Origin of the sequence: Porphyromonas miyakawae (assembly GCF_045865415.1) — a bacterium.
Lineage (GTDB): Bacteria > Bacteroidota > Bacteroidia > Bacteroidales > Porphyromonadaceae > Porphyromonas > Porphyromonas miyakawae.
Map to the genome: position 1 here is coordinate 1 of NZ_BAAFSF010000003.1, position 21,025 is coordinate 21,025.

General features: G+C 45.1%; 16 protein-coding genes. 13 read left to right on the top strand and 3 right to left on the bottom strand.

What is annotated here, in order from left to right; translation table 11 throughout:
• Window positions 1-575: 575 nt before the first annotated feature.
• From ACLWMH_RS05330 to ACLWMH_RS05355, 6 genes are all read left to right on the top strand, one after another.
• Complete coding sequence (locus ACLWMH_RS05330; RefSeq protein ID WP_411914734.1) at window positions 576-995, top strand: P-loop NTPase family protein; 420 nt, start codon at window positions 576-578, stop codon at window positions 993-995.
• Window positions 976-1,371: a hypothetical protein gene (locus ACLWMH_RS05335; protein ID WP_025883864.1), complete on the top strand. Its 396-nt coding sequence runs from the start codon at window positions 976-978 to the stop codon at window positions 1,369-1,371. Before ACLWMH_RS05330 ends, ACLWMH_RS05335 begins: the two co-directional genes overlap by 20 nt.
• The gene (locus ACLWMH_RS05340) at window positions 1,368-3,452 is read left to right on the top strand and encodes a bifunctional DNA primase/helicase (RefSeq protein WP_244400373.1); all 2,085 of its coding nucleotides are present in this window, start codon (window positions 1,368-1,370) and stop codon (window positions 3,450-3,452) included. The genes ACLWMH_RS05335 and ACLWMH_RS05340 overlap by 4 nt, the downstream gene beginning before the upstream one ends.
• On the top strand, window positions 3,440-3,748 hold the full coding sequence (locus ACLWMH_RS05345; protein ID WP_244400372.1) for a helix-turn-helix domain-containing protein: 309 nt from the start codon (window positions 3,440-3,442) through the stop codon (window positions 3,746-3,748). The genes ACLWMH_RS05340 and ACLWMH_RS05345 overlap by 13 nt, the downstream gene beginning before the upstream one ends.
• Before the next feature lie 406 nt (window positions 3,749-4,154).
• Window positions 4,155-4,904 (top strand): type IV toxin-antitoxin system AbiEi family antitoxin, encoded by a 750-nt coding sequence (locus ACLWMH_RS05350; protein ID WP_244400371.1) that lies wholly within the window; start codon window positions 4,155-4,157, stop codon window positions 4,902-4,904.
• On the top strand, window positions 4,897-5,823 hold the full coding sequence (locus ACLWMH_RS05355) for a nucleotidyl transferase AbiEii/AbiGii toxin family protein (protein WP_244400370.1): 927 nt from the start codon (window positions 4,897-4,899) through the stop codon (window positions 5,821-5,823). The genes ACLWMH_RS05350 and ACLWMH_RS05355 overlap by 8 nt, the downstream gene beginning before the upstream one ends.
• Window positions 5,824-6,016: 193 nt before the next feature.
• On the opposite strand, the gene ACLWMH_RS05360 is transcribed toward ACLWMH_RS05355, so the two are convergent.
• The 3 genes from ACLWMH_RS05360 to ACLWMH_RS05370 all read right to left on the bottom strand — a co-directional run bounded on the left by ACLWMH_RS05360 (window position 6,017) and on the right by ACLWMH_RS05370 (window position 16,052).
• Entirely contained in the window at window positions 6,017-12,121 is a 6,105-nt protein-coding gene (locus tag ACLWMH_RS05360) for a helicase-related protein (protein WP_411915711.1), read from the bottom strand.
• Between the two features lie 430 nt (window positions 12,122-12,551).
• Window positions 12,552-14,624 (bottom strand): type IA DNA topoisomerase, encoded by a 2,073-nt coding sequence (locus ACLWMH_RS05365; protein WP_411915714.1) that lies wholly within the window; start codon window positions 14,622-14,624, stop codon window positions 12,552-12,554.
• Window positions 14,625-14,645: 21 nt separating this feature from the next.
• On the bottom strand, window positions 14,646-16,052 hold the full coding sequence (locus ACLWMH_RS05370) for a DUF4099 domain-containing protein (RefSeq protein WP_411915715.1): 1,407 nt from the start codon (window positions 16,050-16,052) through the stop codon (window positions 14,646-14,648).
• Window positions 16,053-16,400: 348 nt separating this feature from the next.
• Between ACLWMH_RS05370 and ACLWMH_RS05375 the strand changes: the two genes are divergently transcribed.
• The 7 genes from ACLWMH_RS05375 (at window position 16,401) to ACLWMH_RS05405 (ending at window position 21,021) form a co-directional block, all read left to right on the top strand.
• Entirely contained in the window at window positions 16,401-16,670 is a 270-nt protein-coding gene (locus tag ACLWMH_RS05375; RefSeq protein ID WP_018029229.1) for an immunity 17 family protein, read from the top strand.
• 70 nt (window positions 16,671-16,740) lie between these two features.
• Entirely contained in the window at window positions 16,741-17,058 is a 318-nt protein-coding gene (locus tag ACLWMH_RS05380) for a hypothetical protein (RefSeq protein ID WP_411915716.1), read from the top strand.
• Between the two features lie 5 nt (window positions 17,059-17,063).
• Entirely contained in the window at window positions 17,064-17,957 is an 894-nt protein-coding gene (locus tag ACLWMH_RS05385) for an immunity 22 family protein (RefSeq protein ID WP_411915717.1), read from the top strand.
• A 34-nt stretch (window positions 17,958-17,991) separates the two neighbouring features.
• A complete protein-coding gene (locus tag ACLWMH_RS05390) occupies window positions 17,992-18,192 on the top strand; it encodes a hypothetical protein (protein ID WP_411915718.1) in 201 nt (66 codons plus the stop codon).
• Between the two features lie 87 nt (window positions 18,193-18,279).
• Complete coding sequence (locus ACLWMH_RS05395; RefSeq protein ID WP_411915719.1) at window positions 18,280-19,272, top strand: RHS repeat domain-containing protein; 993 nt, start codon at window positions 18,280-18,282, stop codon at window positions 19,270-19,272.
• Window positions 19,273-19,298: 26 nt separating this feature from the next.
• Complete coding sequence (locus ACLWMH_RS05400) at window positions 19,299-19,751, top strand: SMI1/KNR4 family protein (RefSeq protein WP_411915720.1); 453 nt, start codon at window positions 19,299-19,301, stop codon at window positions 19,749-19,751.
• Window positions 19,699-21,021: an RHS repeat domain-containing protein gene (locus tag ACLWMH_RS05405; protein WP_411915721.1), complete on the top strand. Its 1,323-nt coding sequence runs from the start codon at window positions 19,699-19,701 to the stop codon at window positions 21,019-21,021. The genes ACLWMH_RS05400 and ACLWMH_RS05405 overlap by 53 nt, the downstream gene beginning before the upstream one ends.
• Window positions 21,022-21,025: the final 4 nt, after the last annotated feature.

Here is a 21,025-nt window from a genome sequence, read left to right on the forward strand (position 1 = left end):
AGAGGGAGGGTTGTAAACCAAGCCTTCTAACTCCTTATATCGTAGTTGTTTATATTCCTCTAAGATTTAATTGTAGCCAAATTGTAGCCATAGGAGAGTATTTTGAGAATACTCATAGCTATTGCTGTGAGATTTGCTCGCTTGCATTTCTCGGGTTCAAAGGTACGAATAAGTAGAACAACCTCCAAATATCTGAGAATAAAATTACTCTAATTTTCTTGGCTACAATTCCAGTGCACGGTGCAAGCCCTTATATATAGATAAGGCTTGCACCGTGCACTGGCGGTCATTATATGAGATGCTACTCACTTCAGCTTATCTCATTATGACGTTCCCTAAAACAATGAGGGTTATAACCAAAAGATCTATGAAGTGCTATCGCTATGCAGAGAAGTGTGTTGATGCACACACTGGTAGAATATTACCAATGAATGGTGTTTAGATATTCGTCTATAAAGGGCTTTGAATAGGATCTTTGCAGGTGATAATTCAACAGTAGAAGAAACATGAACAAAAATCGACCCGTTAAGCCCGCAAGAGATAGACGATTGTATGTCATTTGCCCAACACTAGATATGATGTTGGCTTCGTGTGACAATGTCAAGCAAATAGCATATGATAGCGGATTAGACTACTCGAACTTTGTAAAGACTTGCAAGTTCCAAAGAGACATTCGCCTCAGTACTTATCAAAGATGTGCTGAAGCTTTTGGTATGGATACGCTCATTCTGCATTTGCCGTTAGGCGCGGTTGAATCTTTCGCCTCTGTGCAAACTCATCATGGTAATCAATGTCTTATAGTGCAGAAAGAGGACCTACTACGTATTCTTCGCCATTTTCACCCGCTTGAAATAGATGACACATTATCCAATATTGAACGTCTCATTGAGATCTTCCTGAAAGAAACCGAACATGAGCTACTGAAGAAGCTACTTCCACTTCTAGCTGAAACCTTTCAAACATTGGCAGAATCCTATGGAAACGTACAACCCTAGCACACTTCTTGATGAAATTCAAGGACTTCGAGAGGAAGTACGCCAAGTTGCAGACTTCATCAAAGAACTCAAAAGAGAGTATAGCGTCCTTGAGGAAAAGATCGAGCTAAATTCATCAGACGTTATGCGTCTATTAGGAATATCAAAAGCTTCTCTTGCTCGATGGCGAGATGCCAATGCTGTCCCATACCGCTATGTATCCTGCAATCACGTCCTTTATCCTTTTAAGGGTCTATATATAGCTGTAAAATCAGGCCGTGCGACGTTCAAAGGGTTTAGACGCATAGAAGCATTGCAACGGTTGAATGCTTACAAGGATGGTATACTGAAAGGCTATTTGGGGGAAGATGCACAAAATCTTTTTGAAGAGCTATGACACTAAAAGAAGAGGTCTTGCAGTTGACCAATCGAGGATTAGAGGTTTTCTACTTCTATATGCCAATTGACTTTGTTCCCAAGCGGAACTTTCGCAATCCTCTCTATGATGACAAACGAGCATCTTGTAATATCTATTTTGATCCTAAGTCAGACTCATATCGAATGAAAGACTTTGGAAATGAAGCATACTCAGGTGATTGCTTCTGGTTTGCTGCAACAATTTTGGGGCTTGACGTCCGATCTGAATTCAAGAAGGTTCTAGTGACTATTATCCAGGATCTAAATCTAAAGATTTCTATTGAATACAGAGGAGACACAAACATGAAAGCAGCCCGTTCCACCTATCCTAGGCAAGCCGTTGAACAGAGTCAAAAGAGGTGTACAGGGTCGATGGATAAAGTAGAATACATAGCAAACAAAAAATCGTTCCGAGTTTATGAGCGCCCCTTTACGCAAAAGGAACTTGCTTTTTGGGAGCAATATGGGATCTCCTTGGAAACATTGGAGCAATACCACGTCAAATCGTTGTCTTGCTACGAATCGGTGAGTAGAGAGGGAAAACCTTTTAAGCTCACCTCATCTTCCGAAGAACCCATTTTCTGTTACGCTCACAACGATTTCGTCAAAATATATCGCCCGAATAGTAAACTGAGGTTTCTATATGGTGGAGAAAAATCGGAAGAGTATGTATTTGGGCTAGCACGACTGCCTAATAAAGGAGATATCCTATTTATTACGGGAGGAGAAAAAGATGTCCTCTCCCTTTCTGCACACCATTTCAATGCTATTTGCTTCAATAGCGAGACTGCACAAATACCAAGAGGTATTATCGAAAGTCTTTCACTTCGCTTCTTACACCTCATCATTTTATACGACTCTGATGAAACAGGGGTCAGAGAGGCACAGAAACAGGTGGAAGCGCTTTCTGAATTTGGAGTACTTAGACTACAACTACCTTTGAGCGGTATCAAAACGGAGAAAGACATCTCTGACTACTTTGCCCTAGGCCATAGTCAGCAGGATTTAAGAGATCTTCTCGCTCGAATGTTTTCCAGCCTATACAGCGAAACAATGATGATATTGCAATCTTGTGAGATTGATTACGACAATCCTCCAGATGTTTCTAAGTCGGTTGTCTCAGTCAATGGAGTCCCTCTTGGCTCTCAGGACAATCTTTTCTGCATTACAGGTGGAGAGGGTACGGGCAAGAGTAATTACATTGGTTCTATCCTTGCAGGCACATTATGTGCTGAAAGGTTAGATTCAGAGCGAACACTAGGATTAGAAATAACTCCCAATCCAAAAGCCTTGGCTGTTTTGCACTATGACACAGAGCAGTCTGAGGCTCAACTATACAAGAATTTGGGAAAGACATTACGGAGAGCCGATGTAGAGACTGTTCCTGACTTTTACCATTCTCTATATCTAGCCTCACTTTCTCGTAAGGATCGTTTGAAACTCATTCGTGAAAGCATGGACTTGTTTCGTCATAAACATGGAGGGATACACTTAGTAGTTATTGATGGGATTGCAGACTTAGTGCGCTCTGCAAATGATGAGACCGAGAGTATCGCTGTCGTAGATGAGCTTTACAGGCTAGCGGGGATTTATAACACCTGCATCATTTGTGTATTACACTTTGTGCCAAACGGGATCAAGCTTCGTGGGCACATAGGCTCAGAATTACAACGTAAGTCAGCAGGAATTCTTTCGATTGAAAAGGATGACAATCCTGAATACTCTGTAGTCAAGGCTTTGAAAGTGAGAGATGGGAGCCCTTTAGATGTTCCTATGATGCTCTTTGGATGGGATAAAGAGCTGGGGATGCATGTCTATCGTGGTGAAAAGTCTAAGGAGGATAAGGAGAAGCGAAAAACAGACGAATTGATCTCAATTGTTACGGAGATCTTTCAAAGCAACCGCCGTCTCTCTTACCAAGAGTTGTGCGATGTTTTAATGCGAGAGCTGGGAGTCAAAGAGCGCACAGCAAAGAAGTATATATCCTATATGAGAGAGCAACGTATCTTGTCTCAAGATACTGCAGGGAATTATCAAAAAGGGGAACTATGTCATACTTAGACTATCTTACAGAAGATCCTTGGCAAAAACGACTGTTTGATAAGCTAGCGAATGTGGAAGAAAAACTAGACCAGTTGCTGGTATTACGAGAGCAAGCCATAGACGCTGCTGTACAGCCACCGCTCAAGCCTGAGTATCTTGACATCATTGATGTGTCTAGATTGCTAAAGGTTGAGCAAAAGACCATCTACAATTGGGTATGGGCGGGTAAGATTCCCTACCTCAAAGCTAATGGTCGCCTATTGTTCCTTCGTGAGGAAATTGATGAGATGCTAAAAAGAAGAGAGGAGTGGTAGATGTTAGGTTTACGCATTAACAGAAATCAGGGCGAAAGAATGAGTCAGTGAATCGTCAAGCTGACTTGAAGGAGGAATTGATAAAGTTGTTTGACAAGAGCAAGAAATACAATGAGGTACACAGCATCATTCTTGAGAAATTGCATTAGTGGGTGGAATGTACGTTCTCTTCCTCCGAGATGAAATAGTTGAAATGCTTCGCAGAAAAGAAGAAGAGTGATCAGCTTTCAGAATGAACGGCATCGTTTTCTTCGGAAAATCTGCACGTGAGTTTGAATTAAAACCAAAATGTCTACTATCGGTTTACATTTCTAAGTGATAATTCAACTACTCCTTTGAGATAACAAGAACTTACTCTATCTTTGCAGTTGGATATTTACTCTAAATGTAAACTGATAGTAGACTTATGGAGAATAAAATAAACTTGCTTCTACAAGGAGCTACTAAAAACGGGCTATTCTTTTCTAGGTGGTTATCTGAGCAAGGATATTCTAGGCAATTACTAAATAAATATCGTTCTTCAGGATGGCTAACATCGCTTTGCAATGGAGTAATGTATCGAACTGGAGAAGAATTATCCGCTTTTGGTGCATTACAGTCCTATAATGAACAACTGCATAAGGAAATGCGAATAGCAGCTCACTCTGCGCTAGAAATATATGGGTTTAATCATTACGTTCCTATGGGGAAACCTCGTTTGATGGTGACCGATAAAGAGAAGTTACCTCAATGGCTCAAGTTTGATCTGTTTGACAAAGAGTTTGAGACTTTCTCAACAACAGCATTTAGCTCACCCGAGGTTGCCACTATAAAGCATTTAGATTGGGAGCTACTCATTTCTGCCCCTGAACAAGCTTTTATGGAATGTCTTTTACTTGCTCCAAAACGATATGATTATATGGACCTATTTTATATCATGGAACAATTGACCACCCTGCGCCCCAAAGTTGTGCAAAATCTTATTGAAACGACTCAGAATTACAGAGTAAAAAGAGTATTCCTATATATGGCAGAAAAGGCAGGACACTATTGGTTTGAAGACTTAGATCTTTCTAAAGTCGACATAGGGACACATAAGTTGCAGTTAGTAAAATCGGGAGTTTACATCAGTAAATATTTAATTACTGTGCCAAAAGAATTGAATTCGTATGAATAATGAAACCTATAAGAGTCAAGTAGCACTACTTGTCCGAATAATGCCGTTGGTTTATCGCATTGAACAATTTGCGGTACATGGCGGCACGGCAATCAATCTCTTTCACAAGAATATGCCACGCTATTCTGTGGATATTGACTTGACCTATATCCCGATTGAGTCTCGAGAAGAGAGTCTCAAACACATCAATGAGCACTTGAAAACGCTAAAAGTCAATATAGAGCGAGCAATACCAGGCATTAGGGTAACACACAAACCTGATGTATGGAAACTACAATGTAGCCTCAATGGTGCTATGGTAAAGATTGAGGTTAACGGCACTAAGCGAGGAGTATTGGGAGAGGTGGAAATCGTCGAGCTTTGCACCAAAGCACAAGAAGAATTTCAAGCTTATTGTAAAGCACGCATAGTACCTTATTCTCAGCTATATGGAGGTAAGATAACGGCAGCATTGAGTAGACAGCATCCAAGAGATCTATTCGATTGTAAATACATGGAGATGCAAAGCATCGAACAAATAAAGGATGGATTCTTCTTGTGTTTATTGGGAAGTGATAAGCCTTTTGTAGAGTCCCTTGCTCCTAATCCTATTGATCAAGAAGATGCATTAGATAATCAGTTCAATGGGATGACCGATATAGAATTTACCTATACAGATTACCAAAAAGCTCGTACAGAGATAATTGGTAAGGTCAATAACTGTTTGACTGAAATAGACAAGGAGTTTCTGCTGTCATTTGAGCAAGGATCACCCAATTGGTCTCTTTGCTGTGCAGGTAATCTAAGCACTTATCCATCGGTTCAGTGGAAACTATTAAACATTAGAAAACTCAAACAACTAAACCCCAAGAAGTTTCAAGCGGGCATTGATAAACTTAGAAATCACTTTGAACCATCCAGGAAACACCTATCTAAGTGAGTAGAGCGAATAAGAACTGAGCATCCTCAAAAAATCTTAATGATCAAGACAGGTATATCAATAATGTCAAGTATAGACCAGATCTTACTTGACATTATTAATATGAACATCACAAAAATGCAGAAATCGCCTTGATGCGACCTTGGAAATATTTGCAAAATGTCCAAGGTGAAGTAGTGATAGCCAATTCATTTTATCTCCACTTAGGGCGATAGCCGTTCTTGGGAGAGTCGTTGTCGGGATTTTGAGATTGACTCTCTTGTGGCTTTATGGTTGCTTGCTCAGAAACTCGGAGCGACTGCGAAGGTTCTTCACTGGCTTGGTTAGACTGTCGCTGTTCATATGCTTCTTCGGACTCAGAAGGTGGAGCAATAGTAAGGGCAATCTTTCTATCCAGCTCGGCAGCTTGGGCTTTGAGAGAACGCAAATCCTCCTCCTTCTTCCACGAGTTATTGGCAATGGCGGTGTAGACCTCCTTATTTGCTGAAACCTTTGCTATCTCCTTCTCGTGAGATTCAATCACCTTGGGAATGCGCTCTAAAGCATTGAAGAAGTTCAGACAAGCCAACTTAGGATCATTTGCCAATTTGCCGTTATTGTAGGTGTAGTAAATACTCCCCTCGCCCTTTACGAAGAAGCGGTTCACCGATAGGTCAAATAAGTTCTGAGAGGAACTTTCCGTCTTGACCATAACAGAGAAGCCATAAAGCTCTCCAATCTTGTTGTACTCACCATTGGTACGAGCCTTTTCTTCTATCTCTTGAAGACGATGAGCAATCTCTTTGATGTCAGAACAATCCTCTACGCCTTTAATTGAAAGTCGATTGAGTGGGTTGCCTTCAGCATCTCGTTCCACTCGTTGCTCAAAGCAAGCTAAGTCTTTCTTCGCCTCTTGTATCTTGCCTGTGTGATAAGAGAGCGAATGATCAATCTCAGCCAACTTACCTACAGCTCCATTTCGCTCACGAAGAAAGTTCTTACGTTCTGATTCTAATGCGGTAATCTTCTTGTCTAGCTTTGCCTTTTCCAAAAGGTCTGTATTGCCCGACAGCACAGCCACATACTCTGAGAAGTTCATACCACTATCTTCATCCATTGAACCTTCATCGATGGTACGCATACCGAGTTGATTGCTCTTCAACTGATTGATGAAAAGCTGCTTGTTGTGTAGCAGGTTGAACTTATAGCTGTCCAACGAACGCTCCACTGCATATATAATCACATCGACCTTGTTGTCGGCAAACTCCTTGGCAACCAAATTGCCCTTTCGGATAGCTCGTCCGTTGCGTTGCTCTAAGTCTGACGGTCTCCAAGGGGTGTCAAGATGATGTATAGCCACAGCTCGTTGCTGGGCATTGACACCCGTGCCCAACATAGATGTAGAGCCGAAGATGATACGTATATCGCCCCTATTCATCGCTTCCACCATCGCTTTCTTCGCTTTCTCATTCTTGCACTCTTGAATGAAGCGAATCTCGTGAGATGGGATGTGATACTCCTCTACCAACTTACGCTTAATCTCCGAGTAAACATTCCACTCGCCTAGCTTGTAAGTACCCAAGTCACTGAAGACAAACTGTGTTCCTTTCTGCTCGTTATACTTCTGATAGTAGTTATTGAGGAGCTTGGCACAGTGGCTGGCTTTGTTGTCTATATGGTCCGAATACTTTTCTAGGTCTATCATTCGCATATCCAAGCTCATCTTCCGGGCATAGTCCGTTGCGATTAGCATCTTGGCTTTCTCTTCCTTTTCCGATAGCTCATCTCGTCCTAAAAGGGTTGCATCCCCTGTCTTGGCGAACTCCATCAACTTGCCGATAAACTCTTCCTGCTCGGGCGTGGGCGGTATGTTATGCAATATCTCGTTCTTCTCTGGACGGTCGATGCCGATATCCTTAGCGGTACGATAGTCACAAATCTCCGCATAGAAGGCTGCCAGCTCTGGAACCTTGATGAAGGTTCTGAAGCGTTCCTTCTGTATGATGTCATTGGTGATGGAGAACTCGTAATCGGTAGACTTCTTCGCAAAGACAGCAGCCCAAGCATCAAAGCTATTGATGCCTTGCTTTTCGAGTGCTTGAGGACGTAGGTACTTGAAGAGCAGATAGAGCTCTGTGAGTGAGTTGCTGATGGTCGTGCCACTGAGAAAAGTAGCTCCTAAGTCTTTACCCGACCGCTCCTGAATGGTACGTATGGCAAAAAGCATATTGAGTGCACGCTGTGACCCTTCTGGATTACCTAAGCCAGAGACTCGGTCGTGACGGGTGTTGAACATCAAGTTCTTAAACTGATGACTCTCGTCCACAAAGAGGTGATCGATACCCATCATTTTGAAGTCCACTGCATCATCCTTACGCTCAGCAATGCTATCTTGAATGCCTTGTAGTTTGGCTTCGAGGGTCTGCTTTCGCTTCTCCAATCCCTTGAGCATCGCTCGGGAAATGTCTGCCCCTTGCTGACGAAGGACTTCTAGGTTTTCCTCTATAGAGTCTTTCTCCTTTTGCAAGATTACCTCTTGTATCTCTAGAGCTTGAGGTATCATCCCAAACTGCTCATGGGTCAATATGATGCAATCCCAATCGTTGTTCTTGATGTCGTTAAAGATGCGTTGGCGGTTTTGCTTATTGAAGTCGTTCTTGCCTGGATAAAGAACTCTAGCATTGGGATAAGCCTTTCTAAAAGTGTCGGCAATATCAAAGACATTTGCTTTTAGTCCGATAATCATCGGCTTGTTTGCTAAGCCCAAGCGCTTCATCTCATAGGCTGCTGCACACATGATGAGGGTCTTACCAGCCCCTACTTCATGGTCACAAATACCCCCGCCATTGGTTTTGAGCATCCATACGGCATCCTTCTGACTCTTATAGAGGTCAGAGATACCTAGTCCTTTCAGATTTAGGTCGGGAAAGGATTGATGCGCACCGTCAAAGTTGGGGCGCACGAAGCAGTTAAATAGCTTATTATATCTGTCGGATAGTTGTTGCTTAAAGCTCTCTGGCGTTCTGCCTAGCCAATCCACAAAGCCCTGACGTATCTCCTCTATCTTAGCATTAGCCATCTGTATCGCATGTCCATCACGTACTTTGATAGTTTTCGTTTCGCCTGTCTCTAGATCTCGTACCTCTTTGTTTTTATTGATATCGGGGATGGTATTGTGTAGCGCATGCTTTAAGAGATTAAGTCCATCATAGCGTCTGAACTCTCCCTGCACAGCATACTTATGCCAAATGTTGCCATTGCGTCTATCACATTGCAAAACATATTCATCCATCGTACTCTGATAGGAGACGGTGATCTCTGTCTCAAAGAACTCTGAGGCAAAGGCGCTATAGACTTTAGCCGGTATCCACCGCTCCCCAAGATTGAAGTCAAGATCAGCAAAGGGTATCGGTGTAGGTGTGGCAGCCCGTAGGGCAGCTAAGCTTTGCTGTGCTTCTTCATGATCGGGATGTTCTAGTAGCCACGACTCAATCTGCTCGCTCTTCTCTATTACATTGCCTGAGATAAACTTGTCTGCCACTTCGTAGCCATCTACTTCTGGATTGTAGTAGATACGTCCCTCTAGAGCTGAGATAATGTCACTCTCCTCCATCTCAGGGAGGAGCGAACTCATATAGTCTAGCTCCACAGAGCCATACTTATTCAGAGAAGAGACGAGAGCTTCCGTGGGGTCGGCAGCTACTGTCACCTCTGTAGTGGCAAAGACGGTAGGATGGTCAAATATGTCTGCCTTGATGTATTCCCCCTTATCGGATCGCTCTAAGAAGAGTATCTCGACCCCAGTTGCGTCCATCTTGATGAGGTCTGTATTGCTCTTCTGATTGAGATACCCCCAGCGACTGACGAAGTCGTCATAGAGCCGATTGAGTTTTATACGCTCCTCGCTATCCTCACATCTATTGTTCGCTTCGTAGTCGTATAGCCGATGGTAACTTTCTCGTATCTCGATGTACGCTTTGAGCTTGGTTAGGCGCTCATAGGGCAAGTCCATCGGATGAAAGGTAGGCTGTCGCTTCAGATTCGAGAGATACCCCACTTGTCCATTTTGCAGCACGATCGACCCATCTCGTAGATGCGAGTCGGGCAAAGAGAGGAATGGACGAGGTGAAGCATCAAACGACTTCTTAACCTCTGTAACTGGCTGTACTTCTCTCTCCACTTCTGCAAAGTCAAATAGAGATGGCTGCTCGATTGAGGAGAGCTTAGTACTTATTCTTGCTCTTGGACGCTTTACTGAGCTTTGCTTGGGCTTAGAAACTGTCTGTTGCTTATTGACCTCTTTGATCTCCTTGTTAACACGAGCGACCTCCTGCGTCCAAAGTTCGTACTCTTCGGGAGCAAATAAATAACCCGCTTGTTCCAGACCGACATCTGTAGTATCCATCACGGGATGATGGTCGTCATCAAAGTAGACCATCTGTCCGCCCATCTCTCGTGGGGCTTCTAGGTCTGTACGTATATCCGCTTCGTATTGATGCTGTAGCGTTAGAGCTGGCACACCTTTGGGTGCTGGTTCTAACATTGAAGAGACTTGCTCCTGCTGGGTGGGTTCTACCAATTCACTCTTTTCGATGGAGTTGACGGAAGTTCCCTCTGAAGGGGACTTATCCACGACCTCTTCCGTTTGGGTTTCTGTTTGTACCACCTCTTTGCTATACCGTCCTTGGACAAGCTCCTCTAGCTCGGCTATCTTATGCAATGCTGTAGGTGAAAAGTGAAGGTCACGCTCAATCCCCAAGCCATGTATCTTAACCTCTTTCATTTCGTCCAAGGAGATATAACCGAGCTCCCAACCGTAACCCATTGTAACTGCTCCGAACCCAAGACGTTCTTCTGGATTGTACTCTAAGAGGTAGGCTGTATAGGCACCCAGCGGGAAGAAGTATCGGACATAAGCTATACGATCGCCAATAAGTTGCTTCTCGGTGTCATATAGTTTGGGGAGTTGTCCCTTGATGCTATCAGGCATTAGAGCATAAGCGTTGTCTGTTTCTTGCTCCTCGTCTACTTTAGGCTCCACCCCAGGCAATCCGACCGTTACGCCCAGCTTACGCAATTGCTTCTCGGCTTCATTCTGTCGCTCCTCCTCGCTCATCGCTATTCCCGTCTCATAGAGCTTGCGGTCAAAACGTGCTGTCACATCTTGTGTGAGCTGTATTCGGAGACTCTCAGCCATATCCTCCATAGTTCCCTCAAAGCGATATTTCCAAGCTGGCTTGCCGTAAGGGTCTCTACCCAGCTCACGACTGGTAGCTATGGTGCGAGGTGCCACATCATCCCACGAGCCTTCGAAAAGTGAGTTGTGGTTGAATGCCATAGTAAAACCATCCCCCTTGGGTACGGCGACTGTCTGAATAAACTGCTTCTCCAGGCCCTCGCCAATCTCTTTGCCTGACTGCTTTTGCAAGACAATCAAGTCGCTTCCGACTTCAGTTCCTGCTTGCTCGTTAAACATACCTGATGGCAGACGGATAGCAGAGATGAGTCGGCTGTTTTGCATCAGATAGCGTCTGATTGGCTCATTTAGAGCTGCATCGAGTACGCCTTGTGAAGTGATAAATGCAATGAGACCACCCTCTCTAGTACAGTCCAAGCCCTTTACGAAGAAGTAATTATGAATGGCTCGTGTTGACTCCTTTTTGAAAAGATCATTCCCCCTACTATACTCACGGTCATAGACCATAAAGTCTCCAAAGGGGATGTTGCTGGTTACAAGGTCATACTTCTCCGTCTCTTCTAGGGGTGCTATCGCTTCAAAGGGTTCATTTCGCACGAAGATGTTGCCCTCGCCATAAGGGTGCAACGCTTGACTGATGCGAGCCGTGAGCAGATCTTTCTCCAAGGCATCAACAATGCCCGTCTGCTTGGCAAATGTTTCGGCAAAAGCCCCCATCCCCGAGGAGGGGTCAAGGCACCGTTTGAGCGTTGCACCACTTGTTGCGAGAGCATCTGAAATAGCAGAGACGATACGTCTATCTGTATAAAATGAGGTGAGCACACTCGCCTTGATGCTCTCCCAATACCGCTTAGCGGTGTGAGCATCGACCGCTTCCCGATAGATCATCTGCTTGAGCTGCTGTGTCGGAGCAAAGAGTTCTTGCTCCGACTTACTCCAATAGCGGATGTCCGCTGGTGTGTCTGTGCGGTTCAACACGCACTTCAGACCTCCGAAACCTTGGTAGCCACGCAAGATGCGTTTCTCTGCTTCGGTAGCCAGACGATGCTCTTTTTCTAGTCGTAGCACCACACGGATTGCTTCTGCATTCGCTGCCAAAACTGCTTTCTTGTTGTATGCCATAGAGGTACTCTGTTTGTTGATAATAAGTTGTCAGCCATGCTGGGAGGAAATCAATCCCACGAAATGGATTGAGATACCTTCCACAAGAATGGAAATACGATTACTTGATGTCTTTGTTCTTCACGTGAATTGGTGGAGTCTCGTCTGAGTGGAAATGTTGCCCCCCGTCACTCCACAGTTTCATCCGTATGGGAAAAGTTTCCCATAGGCTTGGCACGGGAGTTTCTTCCCCATGAAACTGCAGTTTCTCCTAGATGAAACTAGAGTTTCCTACGTATGAAACTGTAGTGCCAAAGCGTATTGGCACTGCCTCTATCCGCTAAGAAACTACAAAGGCTATCCAAATGGCTTCCTATTAACTACGATAGAACATGTGGGGAGTGTCGTGAGAGATAGTTGTGGCCCTGAGCTAGGTCGCTTGTGCGGACTATCACTTCTTTCTCTTTTGCTCGAATTCAAATTTGGTAGAACTATCCTCTTGTAGAACCAATCGGGCATTGAACTTCTTACCAGCCTTGCTCGTCAAACCTTTCAAGATGGGGGTACGTCCCTTGGTTATGAGGTCTAGGATATTCTCTTCGGAGAGATACGTACCGCATACTTCACGGAATATGTGGAAATCACAATCATCATTCTTGCATCTCGCCACCTTGGCATAGATCCCCACACTCTCACGACCACACTTAGGGCAGTGATATGTGGGGTAGCTTTGCTGTCTAGATGCAGGGGCGAGGGAGAGCAACTCCTCGCAAATGGTGGAGACGTAGGAGTTGATGCCTTGTGCAAACTTACCAGCATCCATACTTCCTGCCTCGATTGCTGCTAACGCCACCTCCCATGCTCCTGTCATCTCAGCATTGGCAATGCGTTTGTCTTTAACGATTTCATAGACGGCTAATCCTTTCTCCGTTGGGACTATGCTCTTCTTCTCCCTACGGATATAGTCACGCAGGATGAGTGTCTCAATGATGTTGGCTCGTGTGGCAGGTGTGCCTATGCCACACTCTGCCAAAGCCTTTTTACTTGCAACATCCTCTACCTCCTTGCCTGCATGCTCCATAGCAGAGAGCAGAGTTGCTTCTGTATAGAGTGGCTTAGGTTTGCTCTTTTGCTCGATTATGTCTGCTTGTTGCAGGGGTAAAGTTCGCCCCTCGGTCAAGTTGGGCAAAGAGGACACAAGTGGCTCGTCCTCCTCGCTCTCTTTATGCTCTTGAGGAGTGGCACTCTGTACAGATTTCCAACCCAAAGAGACTTGACGGCACGCTTTCCAAACATAGCTGTTGGTCTCGTCCTTGAGTACTACCTGCATACGCTCCTCTTCTGAGTTTGCCGAGAAGGCTTCTGCGAAGCGGGTAACGACCATTTGATAAAGCGTGGTCTCATCTACCGACAATACCGATGCGGTTTCTCCTGTGGGGATAATGGCATGGTGGTCGGTAACTTTGCTGTCATCTACGGAGTGGCGATTCAGCTCTTGGGGTAATGGTGTGCCAATCTTGCGAAGGAGGTCGGGAACTTCCTCAAAAACATCTTCACTGATATATCGGCTACCCGTACGGGGATAGGTGGTGAACTTCTTCTCATAAAGCGACTGTGCGAGGGTGAGGGTCTTATCTGCTGAGAAGCCGTAACGTACATTAGCCTCCTTTTGCAGAGCGGTCAGGTCATACAAGAGGGGTGGAGCTGTATGCGTTACCTTTCTTGTGACCTCTGTGACCGTAAGCGAGCCGATACTGCGTAATGAAGTGAGAGCAGTTTGGGCAGCAGCTTCATTATCAAAGTTCTGTAGGCTCACGGCTTTGATGGATAAGCCCTCGTCCTCTATCGTCGCAGTGAGTTTCCAATAAGGAACAGAGGTAACGTCTCTATGCTCCATATAGCGATGACACACCATTGCCAAAGTTGGAGTCTGCACTCGTCCTAGTGAGTAGCCTCCACGGTAAGCAATGGAGAGAGCTCGGCTGGCATTGATTCCCATCAACCAGTCAGCTTCTGCTCGTGCTTGGGCTGCGTAATAGAGATGGTCATAATGACTCCCGGGCTTGATATTCGCTAGACCCTCTCGGATAGCTTTGTCAGTGAGAGAGGAGATCCATAGGCGATCAAAGGGCTTGTGACTGTTTAAGTGTCGGTAAATCCAGCGAAAGATGAGCTCGCCCTCTCTTCCGGCATCTGTTGCCACAATAATACGATCTGCCTGATTAAAGCAGGAGCTTATTGCCTTGAGCTGCTTGAGTGCTGCAGGGTCTTCGTGGTACTCTTTGTCCTTACGCACTTGTCGGACAATGAGCTGGAAGGGATTGGGGCAAATGGGCAACTCTTCTGCTTTGTAGTTAGAATAGCCGTAAGCTTCTGGCATGGCAAGTGTAATGAGGTGTCCCATAGCCCACGTGACGAGGTAACCGTTTCCTGCTAAATAACCGTCTTGCTTTGTTGTCGCTCCAACGATTCGGGCTATATCTCGTGCTACCGAGGGCTTCTCAGCAATAATACATGTTGTCATAGTCTTTGAAAGGATTATGGGTTACATCTTACGTCCTCGGGACTTCTTCTGCTTGTTCTCGTCCTGCTTCTGCTTTTGTTCAGCAGTGGGCTCTGTTTGCCCCTTTTTCAGTGGCTCTTTCACCTGTTTGGTAGCTTCGTTGGTTTTGCCGTGATTATTTACGGCTACTTGCGTCTTGTGCTCTTCCGCCACGGCTTCGACCTTTCCCATCCCTTGCTTCTTGTCAGGGTTCCACTTGTAGAAGCGTGGGCGGTTTTGCTCTTTGTCCATACGGACATAGGCATTGAAGGGTTGCCCCTCTTTATCGATCATGTTTTTGAGATAAAGTGTGCGACCGTTGTCTAATGCTTCTCGTTGCTTCTCTGACAGCTCTAGACCACAAAGCTTGCGAGGTGCTTTGCTTTGTTGACGATCTTGTCGCTGTTCCTGACGCTCTTTAAGGCTCTTGTTCTCTCCGAAGATGAACTCAATACCTTTCTTCTCTGCATTGACCTGAAGCATAGCATCAAAGGATTTGCCACTCTTAGCGGTCATACCTTCTACTTTCACCGCTTTGCCTTCCACAAGGTCTTTGTATTGTTGGTCAGAGAGCGTGACGCCTTTGATCTCTTGAGGAATGCTTACACGGTCGGCACGCAAGGCGATAATCTCATTGGTCTGAGGGTCGATGGAGACATAGGCTGCAAAAGGTTCTCCGCTCTTGGGTGTTACTTCGATAGTTTTACCGAGATTGCCTGTCGTGAGCAGTTGCTCTTTCTCTTCGGGGGAGAACTTGTAGCCCATATAGGGATAGTCGAGCTGTGGCTCTTTACGCATAGCGTGTATGGCTAACCCGATATTGCCTTCATTATCTGTGCGGAAGGCAAGGCGAGCCTCTGTGTAGATAGTCGTATCTCCTATGGGGATAGCTATGGTCACGAGGTTACTCTTCTGCCAGTTGAGCATCTTCTCTAGCTCACCACTCTGCTCTAACCGCTCACGGGAGAGTCCGAGACTGTCGAGCATCTTCCAGTCTACCTTGTCTGCATCAATGGCTGTGCTCTTCTTCTGCTGTGGCAGATAGTCTTCAAAGGGTACACCGACCTTTGCCAACTGCTGTCTGCTTTCAGGAGTCTCTCGGTTTTGGAGCAGAGTACGCAGGTTATCTACACCTTGCTCCACATTGTTCGCCACCACCTTGTATAGCCCAAAGTGGGAGGGGTTGTTGAACTGCTTGAGAAAGTTGGTCATGAAGTTCTTCAGCAGTCCATCTTTGCTATTGAACTTTAGAAATGCCGCCTGATTAGCTTCAAGTGGCTCAGTCGTTTTGAGCTTGCCCTTATCATCAATGCCCGAAACGATGGTGAGTTTTCCCGCTTCTTGCTGGTTCTTTACCTCGGTGCGATCCTCTAAGACCAGCACATAGTTGTCATTGCTATTTGCTTCCATATATCACTCTGTTTGATTTGAATAATACCTTTCAGACAGCAAATATATAAGCTAAAATGACCTCTCCTAAGTCTCAGGGAATTATAAGGAAAGGAAGTGATGAAAAAGAAAATCGTATTTTCCGCTCCAAATTGCAATTTGGAGTGGAGCTCGCCCGACAAACTACCTCACATTGCCAGAGTCAACTAAAATCAGTATCTTTGAAAAGTCAAGACAACTCATTCTAGTATGACGACGAAAACGATGTCAACCGAAATCAGTTTCAGCAAAAAAAATAAGTCAACCATTTTCAGGGAACGACAATGTACCAGCAACAAATGAAAACCCCTCCACAAATCCCGTCAGATTATGGAACAATTGAATGATTTTTTCGGCAAGTTGTTTGCCTACCTCCGGGAACATCCGCAATACGGGCTTCTCGTGGCAATCCTTCTTGTAATCCTGTATCTCATAGGGTTGATTTTTGACTGGAAATGGACGCTGCTGCCGAGCGGGAACAGCGACTTTACGCAAATGTGGATTGACCTGTTTGGCAGGAATGCCGTCCGGTTCGTGAAGGGTGTCCTCGCCGTCCTCCTGCTTCTTACCTTAGTTTACCTGTACTACCATTATAAATAATCCGCCTATGTCTTCGCCTTCCACCTCCCACGGTTACTTTGAAAGCGTCAGCACCCAGTTGTCCCTGAGTGTGGGCTCCTCGTTTGAGGGTGTTGCCGGCAATTTCTCCGCCAACGCCTCACAGGGCATCTCTGCGGGCGTGAGCGCCGTGGATACGGGCATGAAGGCGGGCATGGCACTGGCGGAAGCCAGGAATGAACACGCTATAGTCAGTTTCCGCTACGACAACATGGGGTTGCCCGTGGAGGAGCGGAGCAATGAACATGTTATCAGGCGCACCTATGACAAGGCAGGACATATACTGAGGAACTATAATATACCTTCATCTTCACGAAATATTGATAACTTACATCAAAAACATGTAGTTGGATATAAAAATAATAAATAAAAGTTATGGCAAAGATGATGTGTTGGGTGGGCTGGTTTCCCACAAAAAAAGATTTTAATGATTTTGCAGAACAAGGCACATACCTACAAGATGAGTATGATACGCCAACTTCTGCTCCCTCCTTTTACAATGAACTGAATGGAGGTGATTTTGACTTGGATTTCAGTATTCTAAAGTACCTTGATAAATCAGACGATTTGGAGGAGTTTGCAAAATTCGTCCCTATCAAGACGGACCTGTTTCTGTCTGAATGTCAGGAAAAGGGGCTGACTAAAGCAAACAGCCTTATATGCTATAAGCGAAGAGCGGGCATCACAGAGGAGCAGGCTTCAAGTGTGTCCAGTGTTGCCTACATAGGTATCCACGAGTATTCTACCAGAGAGATAGAAAGCAGATTCTCTACTGCGGGAATGGAGTTCTCCACTTTTGTGGGAACTACGGACAAGAGTAAGGAGGAGTTCATGAAATACTTCGACCAGTCGGAATACATGCAGGAACTGCAAGATTATCAGGCTGGCAGATCAAAGAAGAAGCCTAATCCGGAACTAAGATGCCAATTCTGTAAGGATGTAGGTCTTGATTTCTATTACCCTGAACTTTTAAGAGTTGCGTTTTCAGACAACCTTATTCCTATTGATGCAGAGGTGCTTTTACAAGAGGTGTTGAAAGAACCCATATTTTACGATGGACTATATCTTGACTTAGAAAGCGTAAATATCTATAAAGCTAATTGTGCATTTTGTTATGTAGCCAATGGCTTTAGGGATAAGAAAAAAGATAAACACATCAATATCTACAAAACTGAGCACCCAGACATCTTCAAAAGAAAAAAATATCAGATTGATGAATTAGATAATTATAATGGGTTGCATTTTTTATGGAATAAAAGATGGGAGTAAAATTATTCTTAGTATCTTATAACGAGCAAATAGTTTGATTTTGGAACAAATGGGTAAGCATCTAGAAATACTAACTGCCAAGTTTTATCATATTGATAAAACAGTTACCAGCAGTTCTGAGATCAGGCTTATGGATGACTTTGATACCGAAAGTATGTCACTTTGGATAGAAACTACAGTGGAAGGGGGCAGTATAAGACTTCAAGAGGGAGATCTGATTTTAAAGGTAAAATGAATATTCTTTATAAATAATCCGCCTATGTCTTCGTCTTCCACCTCCCACGGTTACTTTGAAAGCGTCAGCACCCAGTTGTCCCTGAGTGTGGGCTCCTCGTTTGAGGGTGTTGCTGGCAATTCCTCCGCCAACGCCTCACAGGACATCTCTGCGGACGTGAGCGCCGTGGATACGGGCATGAAGGCGGGCATGGCACTGGCGGAAGCCAGGAATGAACACGCTATAGTCAGTTTCCGCTACGACAACATGGGGTTGCCCGTGGAGGAGCGGAGCAATGAACACGTTATCAAACGTACCTATGACAAGTCTGGACAGATAGCCACGCTTACGAGCTCCCTTGGCGCCAACCTTACCTACGAGCGCAATGAGCAGGGGGAGATAGAAGAAAACCAAAAAGACCTCAGGACATGGCTCTTTGAGGAGGAGAGTTTCGTGCCCTGGGCTCTGTTCCAGGACGGCAAGGCATACTCCATCGTGACCGACCACCTTGGCACGCCCGTGGAGGCGTACAACGAGCAGGGCGAAGAAGAGTGGTACCGCAGGCTTGACATGAACGGGAAGGTCATCGAGGAGCGGTCCATGCTCTATACTTCCTACAAGGAATACATCAAGATACCGTTCCTTTTCCAAGGACAGTACTATGACGGGGAAGTCAAACTGGCGTACAACAGGTTCAGATACTATGACCCTGAACTTGGAAGGTATATCTCGGAAGATCCTATACGCTTCGCCAGCGGAGCAACGGCTCTACATAGCTATGTTGAGGATTCTAATACTTGGACTGATACATTTGGCTTACGAGCTGGAAATACTTCTTTCTTACCGTCGGAACTTCATCCAGGAACAATCTCTGCAAAAAATCCAGGAGGAATATATAGAATTCCTGCAAGTGGAAATTATCATGATGATAAAGTTGCGTTGTACGCAAAAGCAGGGTTATCAGAACCTTTTAGTCCAGATTACATTGCACATCATATTAGTTACGATCCTGACACAAATTCAATGGAAATGCAACTTGTTCGAAGCGAAAGCCATCAGAAATTATCACATAGAGGATGTGTTAAAGATTATAAAGAGTAAACTGAAAAAATACAAACAAAATAGTTATGCTAAATAATTCATTTATAGATAAAATTACCAATAAGAAGGTGATCGGGGAAAAAATATCGCATGAGAACATTGTTCTGTTTTTTTGCGAATGGGAATTCCCGGGAAAAGATGAATACATGGAGTTTTTATTACAATTTAATGGATTATTTTTCCCAGATGGGTTAATCCTTAAAAGTGATTTAGATGTCGAGTTGGAAGTTGAAACCTTATACGACGTCAATGGTAGGCTTGAACGTTATTGGGATATTGCAAAGAAAAACCCTGACCTACCAGATGACTTTACAACAAGACATATACCGATAGGAAATGATGCGGCAGGAAATCAATATTGGGTTGATTTATTTTCGGGCAAAATTTTATTCTTTGAAACAGAGTATGATTTTCCAGAAGGTTTACATGTTGTCTCTGACTGCTTTTGCACATTTTACTCGAATTTACGTCCTATGTAATGAAGGTTGTGTTTTTGGGGGAATCGTTTTGATCAAAGAGGCCATTGATTCCTACTATGTAAGGATGGTACTGCCCTACGACGGCATCGACAATCTCCTCACCTACAAGGACGACCATCAGGAGGTGGAATACGGCTATGAGGGGATGTGGAAGCTCACGCGCCGGAAGGATGCCCGTGGCGTCATCTGTTTCCTGCATGACCGTGAGGAGAGGCTGCTCGAAATTATCAACGAGAAGGGCGAGCACTATGCCTTTGCCATGGACGCCGCGGGAAACGTACTGCAGGAGGAGGGGTTCGACGGTGGCGTGAGGAAATATGTCCGTGACCGTGCGGGTCGTGTCATCAAGGAAACGCTTCCCAGCGGCAAGTTCAAGGAGTACGAGTACGACAGGTGCGGACGGGTTACGCGCGTTACCCACGATTACGACAAGGCGGAAGAGCAGACTTACGACTACTATGCCTCCGGACGGCTGGCGGAAGCCAGGAATGAACACGCTATAGTCAGTTTCCGCTACGACAACATGGGGTTGCCCGTGGAGGAGCGGAGCAATGAACACGTTATCAAACGTACCTATGACAAGTCTGGACAGATAGCCACGCTTACGAGCTCTCTTGGCGCCGACCTTGCCTACGAACGCAATGAGTTCGGGGAACTGACCTGCTTTTCTGCAGGACAGGCGGAAGCCCCTAGTCGCTTTGAGAGCAGGCACGAGTATGACAGCCTTGGCTTTGAGCTGGAGCGCATACTCCCCGGTGGCGTAACGCAGAGCTTTGCCTATGACGACATCGGCAGGCTCATCGACAGTAAGACCCGCCAGTCATCCAAGGTGTGCAGAGAACGCAAATACCATTGGGGTAAAGCCGACAGGCTGCTCAAGACGGAGGACAACCGCTTTGGCACCACCTATGAGTACAGCCCCTCCGGGCATCTGCAAAAGGCGGTCTATGCCGATGGCAGGGAGGAGTACCGTCTTTCGGACAAGGCGGGCAACCTCTTTGACGACCCTAACAGAAAGCTGCGCAAGTACCTCCGAGGAGGAAAGCTGGAGCAGTCGGGGGAATGGCGCTTTGTCTATGACAGGGACGGACAGCTCGTAGAGAAATACAAGGGTTCCGGCAAATCAACTCACCTAGGTGGTGGAACAATCCAAATATCAAAAGGAAGAACAGGGACATTTACTATTGATACAAATGGAGCTCCTGGCAGAGAATTAGGAGGAAAAGGAAGTATATACGATACTACTTTTTATGTTCTAAAATATAATTAAATTG

Coding starts and splice junctions, on each gene's coding strand:
- ACLWMH_RS05350 (WP_244400371.1), top strand. CDS start 4,155: ATGGAGAATAAAATAAACTTGCTTCTACAAGGAGCTACTAAAAACGGG.
- ACLWMH_RS05385 (WP_411915717.1), top strand. CDS start 17,064: ATGGCAAAGATGATGTGTTGGGTGGGCTGGTTTCCCACAAAAAAAGAT.
- ACLWMH_RS05375 (WP_018029229.1), top strand. CDS start 16,401: ATGGAACAATTGAATGATTTTTTCGGCAAGTTGTTTGCCTACCTCCGG.
- ACLWMH_RS05360 (WP_411915711.1), bottom strand. CDS start 12,121: ATGGCATACAACAAGAAAGCAGTTTTGGCAGCGAATGCAGAAGCAATC.
- ACLWMH_RS05330 (WP_411914734.1), top strand. CDS start 576: ATGATGTTGGCTTCGTGTGACAATGTCAAGCAAATAGCATATGATAGC.
- ACLWMH_RS05355 (WP_244400370.1), top strand. CDS start 4,897: ATGAATAATGAAACCTATAAGAGTCAAGTAGCACTACTTGTCCGAATA.
- ACLWMH_RS05370 (WP_411915715.1), bottom strand. CDS start 16,052: ATGGAAGCAAATAGCAATGACAACTATGTGCTGGTCTTAGAGGATCGC.
- ACLWMH_RS05400 (WP_411915720.1), top strand. CDS start 19,299: ATGCTAAATAATTCATTTATAGATAAAATTACCAATAAGAAGGTGATC.
- ACLWMH_RS05345 (WP_244400372.1), top strand. CDS start 3,440: ATGTCATACTTAGACTATCTTACAGAAGATCCTTGGCAAAAACGACTG.
- ACLWMH_RS05340 (WP_244400373.1), top strand. CDS start 1,368: ATGACACTAAAAGAAGAGGTCTTGCAGTTGACCAATCGAGGATTAGAG.
- ACLWMH_RS05405 (WP_411915721.1), top strand. CDS start 19,699: ATGTTGTCTCTGACTGCTTTTGCACATTTTACTCGAATTTACGTCCTA.
- ACLWMH_RS05335 (WP_025883864.1), top strand. CDS start 976: ATGGAAACGTACAACCCTAGCACACTTCTTGATGAAATTCAAGGACTT.
- ACLWMH_RS05365 (WP_411915714.1), bottom strand. CDS start 14,624: ATGACAACATGTATTATTGCTGAGAAGCCCTCGGTAGCACGAGATATA.